Source organism: Plantibacter sp. Mn2098 (assembly GCF_049319745.1).
Taxonomy (GTDB): Bacteria; Actinomycetota; Actinomycetes; order Actinomycetales; family Microbacteriaceae; genus Plantibacter.
Genome location: NZ_JBMOUH010000005.1, coordinates 65,866 through 79,224 on the forward strand (window position 1 = coordinate 65,866; position 13,359 = coordinate 79,224).

Consider the following 13,359-nt stretch of genomic DNA (forward strand, 5'->3'; position numbering starts at 1 on the left):
TTCGGTCGCTGTCCCGGTCCCCAGCGCGATGCGCTCGCGCACGCGCGGGCCCGTGTCGCGACCGCGGGTCCATGCGCCCACGGCGGGTCCACACGCCGAGTGCGCGTTTTCGCCGCGAGCGCGGTGCGGATCCACCCCGCGCTCGCGCGAGCGCATCGCGCTGACCCGGGAGACTGCCAGTTACCCGCGTGCGCCGGCCGTCGCGATCGCCCCGGTGACGATGCCGCGACGCTGACGGCTGCGCTCGACCGCGAAGCTCAGGATCACGAGCAGGAGCCCTGCGACCGTCATCCCGGCGCCCAGCCACACCGGCGACAGGTAGCCGAACCCGGCGGCGATGACGAGGCCGCCGAAGAGCGCGCCCATCGCGTTCCCGATGTTGAGCGCGGAGTGGTTGAGGGCCGCTGCAATGGACTGGCTGTCGCGGGCGACGTCCATCAGACGCGTCTGGATGGTCGGCCCGATCCCCTGCGAGGAGAATCCGACCGCGAAGATGAAGAGGAACAGCGTCGGGATCCATGCGGCCGTCAGGGCGAGCGCGACGAGCATCACGATCATGAGCGAGAAGAACAGGTACAGGGTCTTCTGCACGCTCTTGTCCGCCAAGTGTCCGCCGACGAGGTTGCCCGCCGTCATGCCGAGTCCCATCGTCGCGAGGACCCACGGCACGAGCGTCTCCGGCGCCTTCGTGATCTCGGTCACGAGCGGGGCGACGTAGCTGTAGACGGCGAACAGTCCGCCGAACCCGATCGACCCGATCGCGAGCACGAACCACACCTGCGTGCGTTTGAACACCGCGAGTTCCTTGCGCATCGTCTGTCCAGGATTTCCGGGCTGAGCCGGCACCGCGAACCAGATCGCGATCGTGGCGAGCAGGAAGATGATGGCGACGATGACGTACGCCGACCGCCAGCCGAGACTCTGCCCGACCCAGGTCGCGAACGGAACGCCGATGACGTTGGCGATCGTGAGTCCCGTCAGCACGAGCGCGACACCGCGGGCCCGCTTCCCGGGGCCCATCAGGCTCGCGGCGACGAGTGCCGCGATGCCGAAGTACGCACCGTGCGGCAGGCCGGCGATGAACCGCGACGCCAGGACGAGGCCGAAGCTCGGCAGGACCGCCGATGCCAGGGTCGCGACCGTGAACGCGACGCCCAACCAGATGAGCACCTTGCGCCGCTGGAATCTGGCGACGAGCGCCGCGATCGTCGGCGCACCGACGACGACGCCGAGCGCGTATGCCGTGATGAGGAGCCCTGCCTGCGCGTTCGCCTGCTCATGACTCGTCGCGTAGAGGTCAGGCAGGAGGTCGTTCGCGATGTTGGGCAGCAGCCCCATGGCGACGAACTCGGTCGTGCCGATGCCGAACGCGCCCACGGCGAGCGCTAAGAGGGCAAGACGAATGCGGGTCGGCGACAGCTGCGTCGACCCGTCCATGGTGGTGGGCATAGCGAAAGTATAGGGCCACTCCCCTCGCCCATCGAATCGATTCGATACACTGCGTCCTGCGACAAGTGATGTCTATACGGCAACATTCTCATCACAAAAGGTACATACATCAATAATGTCTAGACGTAAAAGACTTCGGAAAATACGGTTACAAAACCGACAACAGCGAAGGCCCGAAGCCGACGCGACTGACATCGCTGAATGAAGAGGTGATTCCTTTGGAAAGTGACGTGGAACTCCGACCCCCGGTGAGCGCAACTACCTCCGTGGACTGGGGGTCGGACTGACGCTTCTCGCGGGAACGCTGCCGGTACTCGCAACGACGCTCCAATCGCCGTTCACCGTACTGTTCTGGGTGCTCTGCCCAATCACGGCGATCTCTGCTCTCGCATGCTTCGCATTGAGTCAAAGGAGAATCACATGATCACCAAATCGAATCAGCGTCGCGCCGTCGTCGCTTCGGCAGTAGCGTTCGCGCTCTCCCTCGCGACCCTCGGGGCGGCGCCTCCACAGGATGCCGCAAGCGGAGCATCGATTGCGCACTTCATCGAAGAAGCAGTTGGGCACGCAGCAACGGCAACGAGCACGAATGGCGTGGTCTCTGACTATGTCAGCGCGGCTAGTGAGCACGTAGACGTGCGTGGGGACGGTGTTGTCGATGTCGTGGGTGCGCAGACGATCACCATGAGTGACGGCCTGGCTGCCGTACGGTTCCCTCTCGCGGGTGCCGGTATCTCGACGCAATCAAGCTACACAGTGCTCTTCACCGCCGACGGGAAGGTCGCAAACACCGTTGAACTGCAATTCACGGAGGACGGAGCAGGCGGCGGGTCCCTCCGTGCCTGGCAGGACACCACGCAGATTTTCTTCGAACACATCACTGCTGCGGCAGCAGCCAAGAATGTCGGAGACGCGACAACTCTGCTCGACGCAAAAGGAAGCGGCGACTGGTGGGGAGAACTCGGCAAATGCCTCAACAACACGGGCGTTCCTGCTTGGATAATTGCACTGCTGAGCGGCTTGTGTGGCGCAGCCTGTGTCGTAACGTTCGGCATCGCCTGCGCTGCTTGTCTCGCCGCCGTCATCGGAATCTCTGAGGGTGTCATCATCGCCTGCATCGACTATGCGAATTCCCACGCCTAGCTGCACTTCAGCGTGAGGAGCTTGATCTAGTCGTAGACACGGAACTGCGCGAGCGGAAGGCGTCTTGCCCAGCCCGTCTTTCCCTCACGCGGCTTGCCTTTTCCATATCGCACGCAAACGGCAACGAGATCCCGACAACCGGTGCACTGCGCTGAGAGCGACGAGTGCGACGCACGTAGCTTCCAGCACCTTGCCACGCCTCTGCCATTACGGCACAGGAGCAACACGGCAGAAGGAGAACCGCGCGAGGGAAGGACGATCTGCGCAGATCGTCCTTCCCTCGTGCGGTTCTCCTTGTCTCAGGCGGGGGCGCCGGAGCGGGAGGTGAGTCGCAGCTACCCGCGGACCTACTCCGCGGACGCCCGCTCCTCGAGTGCGACCTCGAGCCGCTCGACCTTCGCGTCGAGCTCGCCCGTGTAGCCCGGGCGGATGTCGGCCTTCAACACGAGCGACACGCGGCTCCCGAACGCACCGACAGCCTCGGTCGCACGCTTCACGACGTCGAACACCTCGTCCCACTCGCCCTCGATCGTGGTGAACATCGAGTCGGTGTGGTTCGGCAGGCCGGATTCACGGACGACCGCGACGGCAGCAGCAACGGCGTCGTGGACGGAGCCGTCCGCATTGCCGTTTCCGGATGGTGCGACGGAGAAGGCTACGAGCATGGGTCACTCCAGATTCTGACCGACCGGACGGACCGGTCCGATCGGGTTGTGTGCGGTGTGCGGGGCGTGCGCGCGGGCGGGCCGGCCCTGACCGAACACCGGTTCGGTCTTCGGCGGCACGATGAGCGACCAGACGGCCCAGCCGAGCAGCAGGAAGTAGGCGACGTTGCGCAGCGTCAGCACGGTCACGAGCGCCGGGTTCTCACTCAACAGGGCGACATACAGGTACGGGTAGAAGATCTGGGTGAGCGCGGCGATCGCGAGTGCGAGCAGAGCCGGGGTCGCGAAGCGGCGGCCCCGATACACGATCCCCAGGATGACCGGCGCGGCGAGCCAGGTCACGAACTGTGGCGAACCGACCTTGTTGAACACGATCAAGGTCAGGACGAAGGCAAGTGAGAGCGCCGGCAGTACCTGTACGACGTGGCGTCCGCGTCGCACCGCGAGGATCCCGACGAGGATGACCGCGAGCACGGCCACGGCGAGGATCGGCGTCATGATCGATGCGACGGCGGCTTCCGCCGGCCCGGAGACTTGGAACGTGAGGATCTGGTGGTCGTAGTAGACCCCGCTCCCAGGCACACCGGCGACCGCCATCCACAGATAGATGTTGCCGATGGGCGACTCGACCTGGAGCCCGCGACCGGTCTGCTCCGTGACGAAGCTGAGCACGTGCGAGCCTCCGATCGCGAACCCGACGACGAGCACCGCCGTGGCCGTGATCACGGCCGTCAGCAGCACCGTGAGCCTGCGACGCAACGCGATCACCAGCGCACCGACGAGTGCGGCCGGCCAGATCTTCATCCACGCGGCGAGCGTCAGCAGGATCGTGGCGCGTCGTGGACGCCCGGCGGCCCAGAGCAGGCCGAGGATCGCGATGGGGACGGTCACCGAATCGATGCGCCCGAGTGCGATCGGCCCGAGCAGCACGAGGAAGCCGAGCCACCACCAGGCGGCAGCCGTCCGATGCTTCGACGCGCCGTTCCCGATGAGCACCCCGAACGCGACGGCGTTCAGGATCGACACGAGGACGACCCAGGCGAAGCCGTACCAGGCCGGCCCTGCGAGCAGTGGGATCAGCATCGGGACGATTGCGAGGATCGGATACACGAAGCTCACGTCGACGCCCGGGATCGGTCCGCCGCTCACCGCGTTCTCGACCCACGGCAGGTAGACACCCGTCACGTCGCCGATCGGCTGCCCGGGTGCTGCGAGGCACAACCAGATGAGGAGGACATGGACCACGGCGAAGCCGGACCAGAGAAGCCATCGGCGAGTCACGGACCCATCCTAGGGGCCGGTGCGGTCCTCGCGCTGTGGATCGGATGAGAGCGCGCCATCGCGCGCGGCGACGCCCTCCGGGCCGAAGGCGTCGCTCAGTACCCGCTGAACACGTCGGAGCGCACGCGCGTCACGCCGACGCCGCGGAGGGCCGGCCGGAGCCCGTCGACCATCGACGGCGGACCGGAGATGAGGACCTCCCGCGACGTCAGGTCCGGCACAGCCGCCAGCAGTCGGTCATGATCGATGCGCCCAGGCCCGAGATAGGTCCAACCGACCGGGAGGTGCGCAGGCGCTTCGGCGGCGCCGACGAAGACGCGCACGCCCCACGCCTCGAGTTCGGCCGCGTACGCGAGCTCTGCCGGATCCGAGACGACGTAGACGACCACGACGTCCCGCTGCTCGCCGCGCAGGTGCAGCTGCGAGAGCTGGCTGGCGAACGGGGTCACGCCGATGCCGGCCGCGATGAGCAGGAGCGGCCTGGCCGCATCCCGCGGGAGCGTGAAATCGCCCCACACGCCCGTCGCGCTGATCGTGCCGCCGACGGGGAGCGTCGCGAGCGCGCGCTTGAACGAGCTCGCGCGCTCCGGGACGCGCATCGCGACCCGGAGCGTCGTCCCGTCCTCCGGCGGCGACACGATGCTGAACGCACGCCTCGTTCCACGGACGTCGGCTCGGCGGTGCGGGACGGTGAGTTCGAGGTACTGGCCGGCCCGGAAGGCGACGGGCCTCGTTGCCGAGAAGGTGTATTCGACGGACGTCGGGGTGAGCTTCGTTGTGCGTTCGAGCCGCAACCGGATGCCGCTCCTCGCCGCGACGGCGAACGCGAACAGGTTGCCGACGAGGAGGGCGAGCTCCGGCGAGGAGAACACGGGACCGAACGAGTACGGCACCGAGAACACCACTGCGACGACGACCGCTTCGACGAGCTGCTGCCATCTGCGCGGCGGGAGGGTCAGGGGCTCGCTGAGCATAAACGCCGCGAGGAACACGATCGGGTAGGAGATGACGGGCGTCGCGAGGGCGGCATCGACGGTCTGCGCGCTCATCAGGAGCCGAACGGTCACGAGCACCCAGGCGACCACGATGAACAGGAGCGCCATGGTGAGCTTGCGGGTGCGGTACAGCACGAGGAACGCGAGGACGACGACGGCCGGCAGCAGGTAGGGGTTCGCGACCCACCAGGCCGATGCGGACGGTCCGGTCACGCCTGAGCCACCGACCAGTCCCATCACGACCGCCGCTGCCACGGCCGGGTTCACGATGTGTCTGCCCCGGACGGCGATGAGGTATTTGCTCGCCTGCGCGACGATCGACGCGATCCCGAGCCACAGCAGTGCGTACGGGTCGGACGTCGGGAAGAAGATGAAGAACAGCAGCAGCGAGGTGATGACCGCCGATTCGCTGTGCGGGCGCACCCGGAAGAGCAGGCCGAACAGCCGGTTCGACCCGTATCCGACCAGGAGGATCACAGCGAGCGATGCGAGCAGGGCGAGCGGGGTGTACGCGAGGGTCCCGGTGAGCGAGAGGATGAACGCGAGGAGCGCGATCGTCCCGAGCGAGAGCGTGACCAGCCGGTACATCGTGACGCGCCCGAGCACGGTGTCCAGCAGATAGCCGAGGCGACCGGCTCCGATCATGTGAACAACTCCCCTGGGAATACGGCCGAGTAGTCGACGAGGCCGCTGGTGAACATGCGAACGCTCTCGAACGCGAATCGAGTGGAGAGCGTGGTGTGGTCGGTGAAGAACAGTGCGGTCGCGAGACCGTCCGCGTGCATCGTATCGGCAGCGGTCGTCCAGGTGGCCGCGACCTCGTTGGTCGGCAGGCCTGTGCGACCGTCGATCACATGGTGGAGGCCGTTGCCCCACGCCCGCCGATTCGTGGCGGATGCACACAGCGACCCACCGGTGATGGTGGCGACACCGATCGCCTTCGACGGGTCGTAGGGGTGCTCGAGCGCTATCCGCAACCCGTCGACCGCTCCCCCTGTGCCGTCCGCATCGTCAGAGGGCTGTCGATGCAGGAGGTCGCCGGACGCGTCGACCGTAAAGCGGCGGAGTCCGTCGGCCGCGAGCAGTTCACCGATGAGGTCGACGAGCAGCCCCTTGCCGGCTGCACCGACGTCGATGACGACGGGCTGTGTTGTCGTGAGGGTCCTCGTCTCAGGGTCCCAGCGGGCGATGTCGTCCCAGAGCGGAGCGGCGACGGGCTGCCCCGCTTGGGTCAGTGAGTACGTGGCGTCGTATCCGAGGCGTTCGAGCGATGCCCCCACGAACGGGCTGACGGCACCTGACGTCGCGTCGAACAGCTCGCGATAGAACGCGAACAGCCGGACCGAGTCCGTCGGGAACCGCTCGCTCGTCGGACCAGCGGCGAATCGCGAGACGACGGAATCGCCGCGGAACCGCGAGTAGGTGCGGTCGAACCGCTCGACGAGGTCGTCGATGGCCTGTGCGAGTTCCGCGGAGAGCGGCCGTTCGGCGTCGATCTGCCAGGTGGTGCCGATCGCGTCGAATGGCCGCCCCGCGCGGATCACCCGATCACTTGGCCTGGGCATCCGCCTTGATCTCGTCGACGGCTTCGTTGAATCCGCCGCTCGTGAGCGAGGATCCGGCGACCTTCGACACCTTGAGCTGGTCGATGTCCTTGCCGACCACTTCCGCCTGGATGCCGGAGATGAACTGCGCCTGGTAATGCTTGCCGTTCGGGCTGACGGCGCCGGAGACGACGTCGACCTTCGTCACGACGTCCTTGGCGAGTGTGAGGGTGACGGTGAGGCCCTCGTCGCCGCCTGGCGACTGGTAGCTGCCCTTCGCGGTGTAGGTGCCGTCCTTGTACGTCGCACCGGATGCGGCGGCGTCTGAACCGCCGGTGGTCGCTGCTGCGGTCGGGGCGGTGGTCGTGGTGTCCGTTGTGCTTCCCGTCGCCGTTCCTGAGGCATCGGCGGCGGATGCGCAACCGGCGAGGGTGCCGGCGAGCGCCAGGCCGACGAATGCCACCATGGTGGCCTTGCCGGCCGAGCGGGTGAGCCGCGGCCCGCCCTCCGGGGTGGTGGTCGCAGACGTTGAACGGTTCATCGTGGGGCTCCTCATGGTGGACTGCAGAACTGCGGAATCCAAGTCTGTTGGTGGTTTCTGTGTGGGACCTCGTAGCAGGCTGGGAATCGATCTCTACCGGTCGGTCGGCGGCCTCGTGCGATCCCCGTCAGCCTTGCGTGACCCGTGTCTCAGCGTGGCGGCTCCCCCTGTCCGACAGGCTCGCCGACAGGCCTGCCGGAGGACCCGACGTCCGCGATGAGCGATGCGACGACGCCCCGCACTGCCTCTGCGACATCGAGCGCCACAAGCGGTCCGTTGGCGGCTTCCGCTCGGCCTGCGAGCGCGTGCAGCATCGCAGCCGTTGCTGCGACGCCCACGAGCGCCCGCCGGTCGGCGGCGATCCGCGACGCGTTCGTCGCCAGTAGCGCGCCGAGGATGCCCCCGAGCGCATCGCCGGAACCGGCCGTCGCAAGCCAGGCCGGACCGCCGGTGACCGTGATGCCGCTGCCGTCGGGGGCCGCGACGTGGGTCACCGCACCCTTCAGCACCACAACGACACCGAGGGCACTGGCGACCTGGACCGCCGACCCGACCGGATCGGCGTGCACGGAAGCGACGTCCGATGCGATCCCGAGGTCGCCGAGCATCCTGACCAGTTCTCCGGCGTGCGGCGTGACAACGATGCGCCAGGCTTCATCTTCGTCCCACCGCTCCGCCGCAGGAGCCGTCCCTGGCGCACGAACGGCCCGCGCCGCGACGACGTGACGCAGCGCGCCGGCATCGGCGATCGTCGGCACCTCGGACCGCAACGCGGCGACGATCCGTTCTGCCTCGTCGCCGGTCAACACATCCGCGTCCAGACCGGAGCCGACGAGCCACGCCTGCACCCGTCCCGTCGCGGTCACGACCTCCGGCCTGCGCTGCAGGACGAGCGAGGTCGGCAGCGCAGCGCCGAGGTATCGGATCATGCCGACGCCGGTCCTTGCCGCGGCCTCCACGCCGATGACGGCGGCGCCCGGATACCGCTCAGAACCCGTCACGACGCCGAGGACGCCGCGCGAGTACTTGTCGTCCGACGGCACCGGATGGACGATCCACTCGGCTGCCTGCGCTTCGGTCCACGCCGTCCACTCGGGTGACCCGCTCGGCTCACTCGGCTCTGTCCGTTCGTCCCGCTCATCCCGCTCGTTCCATTCGGTCATGCCCATACGATACGGCGAACGCTTCGACCGGCACCCGGTCTCATCGGGATGTGGAGGAACGGGTCGAGAATCCGAGCCTGTGGAGAACGGCTCCGCGGCATGCGCTTCGGCTAGCGTTGGGAGTCAACCGAAAGGACGGTCCATGCCGATCAGCATCCCAGGCCGGGTGGTCGTGTTCGACTACGGCGAGGTCATCTCCGTCACCCCGGTGCAAGCCGACCGCGACGCGATCCTCGCCATCGCCGACGTCGACGCCGAGCTGTTCTGGCCGCCGTACTGGCACCACCGCGACGCCCTCGACCTCGGTTCGCTGAGCATCGTCGACTACTGGAACACCATCCGTGAGGAGGTGGGCGCGAGCTGGTCCGATGCCACCATCCAACGTCTCTGGATCGCGGACTTCCGGAGTTGGTTGAGCATCAACACGGAGGTGTTCGACGCCATCGCAGAGCTCCACGCCGGCGGGACGCGCCTCGCCATCCTCTCCAACGCCGGCACCGACTTCGGCGGCTTCTACCGGCACGGTCCGCTCTCGCGCTTCTTCGAGCGGGTGTTCGTCAGCGCGGAGATGGACCTCGTGAAGCCGGATCCTGCCATCTACATCGAGACCATCCACGCGCTCGGGATCACCGCGGACCAGTTCGTGTTCATCGACAACCGCGTCGAGAACGTCGAGGCGGCCATCGCCGTCGGCGGCACTGCACACCACTTCACCGGCGCGGCGGGAATGCGCGACTTCCTGATGGGGTTGTCGCAAACGCCGTAGTCCGCCGGCCACGAGGCATGCGGACTCCGTCCAGCACGACGCCAGAGCATCAGAGGAGCCCAATGCCGTCCCTGTTCGACCAGTACCGCCTCCGAGGCGTCGAGTTTCGCAACCGTCTGTGGGTCGCTTCGATGTGCCAGTACTCCGTCGAGGCGCAGGACGGCGTGCCCACCACGTGGCAGCTCGTCCACCTCGGACAGTTTGCTGCCGGAGGCTTCGGCCTCATCCTCACCGAGGCGACGGCCGTGAGCCCGGAGGGCCGGATCTCCCCGCAGGACACGGGCATCTGGAATGACGAGCAGCGCGATGCGTGGAAGCCGGTCACGGCATTCCTCCGGCGGCACGGCGCCGTCCCAGGCATCCAGCTCGCGCACGCCGGGCGACGAGCCTCCTCGTACGCGCCGTGGGGCACGACAGGGACCGGAACCGTCCCCGTGGCAGAGGGCGGCTGGCAAACGGTCGCACCGTCCGCCGTGGCATTCACGGGGTCCGATGAACCGATCGAACTCGACCGAGACGGCATCGACCGCGTCGTCTCCGATTTCCAGGAAGCGGCGGTCCGCGCTGTCGACGCCGGATTCGAGGTCATCGAGCTGCACGCCGCCCACGGCTACCTCCTGCACCAGTTCCTGTCACCGCTCGCCAACCATCGCACCGACGAGTACGGCGGCGGCCTGGAGAATCGCGCCAGACTCCTGCTCCGCGTCGTCGACGCCGTCAGGGAGGTCGTCCCGCCCGAGCTGCCGCTCTTCGTCCGGTTCTCGGCCACCGACTGGACCCCTGGCGGACTCGACGAGGACGACATCGCCACCGTCGCCGGCTGGGCGAACGAGCACGGCGCGGACTTCTTCGACATCTCCTCCGGCGGCATCATCGCCGAACAGGTGATCCCGGTGGGTCCCGGTTATCAGGTGCGCTTCGCGGAGCACGTGCGGGCATCCGGCGTGCCGACGAGCGCGGTCGGACTCATCTCGGAGCCTGCCCAGGCCGAGGCGATCATCGCGAACGGACAGGCGGATGCCGTCCTCGTCGCCCGTCAGGCCCTGCGCGAGCCGCACTTCCCGCTTCGGGCCGCCGAGGAACTCGGCGCCTCAGCCGAGGTCCAGGCCGCCATCTGGCCCGGCCAGTACCTCCGGGCCAAGCCCCGCGCCTGACCAGCTGACCAGCTCCTGACCCGACCGCCCTCCCCGCTCTCCCGCCGTCCCCGCAGCGCAGCCGCCCCGCAGTGCCGCCCAAACCCGCGATCCCTCACCGACCACACACGCGCATAACTCCTTCAATCTGCACGGCGAAACAGAAAGACCCCCGGATTTCCGGGGGTCTTTCTGTCGGCACCGCCGATTTGAAGGAGTTATGCCAAATCGCGGGATACAGGTCGTGGCCTGAGTGGACCGTCGAGACCGGAGCCTGTCCGGAACCGAGGGCCACTCGACGGATCAGCGACGCCTCGTGGCGTCCTGCACCTCACCGACCAGTTCCTCGATGATGTCCTCGAGGAACAGCACACCGGTCGTGTTGCCCTCCTCGTCGAACACCCGGGCGACGTGCGCCCCCGAGCGGCGCATCGTGGTCAGGGCGTCCTCGACGTCCGAGCCTTCGAAGACCGACACGAGCTGACGGATCCGCTTCGCCGGGACAGGTCGCGACTCGTCGCCGTTGTCCGCCAGGTCGTCGAATCGCAGCACGTCCTTGAGGTGCAGATAGCCGAGCGGCGCCTGCTCCTCGTCGACGATCACATACCGCGAGTAGCCGTAGGTTGCGACCGCACGCTCCACATCCGACGGCGTCGCCGTCTCGGGGAGCGTGATGATCGAGCGCAACGGCAGTGCGACATCGCGCACCTTCTTCTCGGTGAACTCGAACGCGGCGACGAGCGCCCCCGTCGAGTCGGTCAGCACGCCCTCGCGCGTCGACTGGTTCACGATGGTCGCGACCTCGTCGAGGGTGAACGCGCTCGCAGCCTCGTCCTTCGGTTCAACGCCGAACAGGCGCACGATCGCGTTGGACACGGCGTTCAGCGCGACGATGATCGGCCGGAACACTCGCCCGACGAACACGAGCGGCGGCGCGAGCAGTAGCACGGCACGGTCCGGGACCGAGAACGACAGGTTCTTCGGCACCATCTCGCCGAACACCACGTGCAGGTACGACACGAGGAGCAGCGTGATGATGAACGCGATCGTCCCGATGCTCTCCTCCGGCAGCCCCGTGAGGTGCAGCGGGATCTCCAGGAGGTGGTGGATCGCCGGCTCGGAGACGTTCAGGATGAGCAGCGAGCACACCGTGATGCCCAGCTGGCTCGTCGCCAACATGAGCGTCGCGTGCTCCATCGCCCACAGCGCCGTCTTGGCGCTGCGTTTGCCCTGTTCGGCGAGCGGCTCGATCTGCGAGCGCCTCGCCGAGATGACGGCGAATTCTGCGCCGACGAAGAACGCGTTGGCGAGCAGCAGCACGAAGAGCCATGCAAGGCCTGCCCAGTCGCTCATGCTGCATCACCGTCCTCGGTCGGTTCCGGATTGGGGGTGAAGCGGATGCGGTCGATGCGTCGGCCGTCCAATCGTTCGACCCGCAGCACGCCGTCGGGGAGTTCGAGGACGTCGCCGACGACCGCGAGGCGTCCGAGGACGCTCATGACGTATCCGGCGACGGTTTCGTACGGCCCGTCCTCCGGCACGTTGACTCCGGCGCGTTCGAGGAGTTCGTCCGGGCGGAGGCTGCCTGGGAACGTGATCGAATCACGTCCGCGGACGACCCCGGCCCGCGTGCGGTCGTGTTCATCCGCGACCTCGCCGACGAGTTCCTCGACGAGGTCTTCAAGCGTCGCGACGCCGGCGGTTCCGCCGTACTCGTCGACGACGACGGCCATCTGGTAGCCGCGGCCGCGCAGCTGGCTGAGCAGCACGTCGAGCTTCATGGTCTCCGGCACGCGGAGCGCCGGCGACTGCAGCGCAGACACCGGGACCTCCGCCCGACGCTCCCGCGGGACCGCGATGGCCTGCTTCACGTGGACGACGCCGATGACGTCGTCGACGTCCTCGTCTGTCACCGGGAACCGGGAGTGGCCCGTGGTGCGCGCGAGTTCGAGGACGGCCTGCGCCGGTTCGCCCTTCTGGATGGAGGCGATGCGCGGGCGCGGCGTCATCACATCGGACGCCGTGTGGTTGGAGAACAGCAGCGTGCGGTTCAGGAGCGTCGCGGTGTCGGCTTCGAGGGTCCCCTCGATGGCGGAGCGTCGAACGAGGGAGGACAGTTCCTCCGCCGTGCGCGCGCCGGAGAGCTCTTCCTTCGGTTCGACGCCGAATGCACGGATGAGCCCGTTCGCGCTGCCGTTCAGCACGACGACCGCTGGTTTGAACACGAAGGTGAACGCCGTCTGGAACGGGATCACGATCTTCGCCGTCTGGCGGGGCAGGGCGAGCGCGAAGTTCTTGGGCACGAGCTCACCGATGATCATGCTGAGCAGTGTGGCGATCACGATCGCGGAGATGCTCGCGACCACGACCACGACCCCGTCGGGGATGCCGAGGGCCGTGAGCGGACCGTTGAGGAGCGAGGAGATCGCCGGCTCCATCGTGTAACCGGTCAGGAGCGTGGTGAGGGTGATGCCGAGCTGCGCGCTCGACAGGTGCGTCGAGGTGAGCTTGAGCGCCGCGATCGTCATGGTGAGGCGGCTCTCGCCTCGGTCGCGTCTGGCTTCGAGGTCCGCGCGGTCGAGGTTCACGAGTGCGAACTCCGAGGCGACGAACAGGCCGGTGCCGAGCGTCAGGACGAGTCCGACGCCGAGCATGATCCACTCATAAAGCACGGGCACC

Annotated in this window: 12 protein-coding genes; 3 read left to right on the plus strand and 9 right to left on the minus strand. The window is 67.6% G+C overall.

The genetic code is table 11. The features are described from left to right. Positions 1-180: 180 nt before the first annotated feature. On the minus strand, positions 181-1,449 hold the full coding sequence (locus ACL9RL_RS09055) for an MFS transporter (protein WP_422779912.1): 1,269 nt from the start codon (positions 1,447-1,449) through the stop codon (positions 181-183). 420 nt (positions 1,450-1,869) lie between these two features. Between ACL9RL_RS09055 and ACL9RL_RS09060 the strand changes: the two genes are divergently transcribed. Next, positions 1,870-2,592: a hypothetical protein gene (locus ACL9RL_RS09060; RefSeq protein WP_422779913.1), complete on the plus strand. Its 723-nt coding sequence runs from the start codon at positions 1,870-1,872 to the stop codon at positions 2,590-2,592. Positions 2,593-2,939: 347 nt separating this feature from the next. Here the strand turns inward: ACL9RL_RS09060 and ACL9RL_RS09065 are convergent, their stop codons facing one another. The 6 genes from ACL9RL_RS09065 to ACL9RL_RS09090 form a co-directional block, all read right to left on the minus strand. Beyond that, the gene (locus tag ACL9RL_RS09065; protein ID WP_422779914.1) at positions 2,940-3,257 is read right to left on the minus strand and encodes a thiamine-binding protein; all 318 of its coding nucleotides are present in this window, start codon (positions 3,255-3,257) and stop codon (positions 2,940-2,942) included. 3 nt (positions 3,258-3,260) lie between these two features. After that, positions 3,261-4,538: a glycosyltransferase 87 family protein gene (locus ACL9RL_RS09070; RefSeq protein ID WP_422779915.1), complete on the minus strand. Its 1,278-nt coding sequence runs from the start codon at positions 4,536-4,538 to the stop codon at positions 3,261-3,263. 95 nt (positions 4,539-4,633) lie between these two features. Continuing rightward, entirely contained in the window at positions 4,634-6,178 is a 1,545-nt protein-coding gene (locus ACL9RL_RS09075; RefSeq protein WP_422779916.1) for an FAD-dependent oxidoreductase, read from the minus strand. Further along, positions 6,175-7,098 carry an FAD:protein FMN transferase gene (locus tag ACL9RL_RS09080; RefSeq protein ID WP_422779917.1) on the minus strand — a complete coding sequence of 308 codons (924 nt, stop codon included), beginning with the start codon at positions 7,096-7,098 and terminating at the stop codon, positions 6,175-6,177. Before ACL9RL_RS09080 ends, ACL9RL_RS09075 begins: the two co-directional genes overlap by 4 nt. Continuing rightward, complete coding sequence (locus tag ACL9RL_RS09085; protein WP_422779918.1) at positions 7,082-7,618, minus strand: hypothetical protein; 537 nt, start codon at positions 7,616-7,618, stop codon at positions 7,082-7,084. The genes ACL9RL_RS09080 and ACL9RL_RS09085 overlap by 17 nt, the downstream gene beginning before the upstream one ends. Positions 7,619-7,767: 149 nt before the next feature. Next, positions 7,768-8,781, minus strand: coding sequence for an ADP-dependent NAD(P)H-hydrate dehydratase (locus tag ACL9RL_RS09090; protein WP_422779919.1), 1,014 nt, complete (start codon positions 8,779-8,781; stop codon positions 7,768-7,770). A 142-nt stretch (positions 8,782-8,923) separates the two neighbouring features. Here ACL9RL_RS09090 and ACL9RL_RS09095 point away from each other — a divergent pair, with 142 nt between their 5' ends. Together ACL9RL_RS09095 and ACL9RL_RS09100 are read left to right on the plus strand one after the other, a co-directional pair. Next, on the plus strand, positions 8,924-9,547 hold the full coding sequence (locus ACL9RL_RS09095; protein WP_422779920.1) for an HAD family hydrolase: 624 nt from the start codon (positions 8,924-8,926) through the stop codon (positions 9,545-9,547). Between the two features lie 62 nt (positions 9,548-9,609). Further along, a complete protein-coding gene (locus ACL9RL_RS09100; protein ID WP_422779921.1) occupies positions 9,610-10,701 on the plus strand; it encodes an NADH:flavin oxidoreductase/NADH oxidase in 1,092 nt (363 codons plus the stop codon). A gap of 282 nt (positions 10,702-10,983) precedes the next feature. Here the strand turns inward: ACL9RL_RS09100 and ACL9RL_RS09105 are convergent, their stop codons facing one another. Both ACL9RL_RS09105 and ACL9RL_RS09110 read right to left on the minus strand, forming a co-directional pair. Beyond that, positions 10,984-12,033 carry a hemolysin family protein gene (locus ACL9RL_RS09105; RefSeq protein WP_422779922.1) on the minus strand — a complete coding sequence of 350 codons (1,050 nt, stop codon included), beginning with the start codon at positions 12,031-12,033 and terminating at the stop codon, positions 10,984-10,986. Further along, a complete protein-coding gene (locus ACL9RL_RS09110; RefSeq protein WP_422780139.1) occupies positions 12,030-13,334 on the minus strand; it encodes a hemolysin family protein in 1,305 nt (434 codons plus the stop codon). Before ACL9RL_RS09110 ends, ACL9RL_RS09105 begins: the two co-directional genes overlap by 4 nt. Between the last annotated feature and the right edge of the window lie 25 nt (positions 13,335-13,359).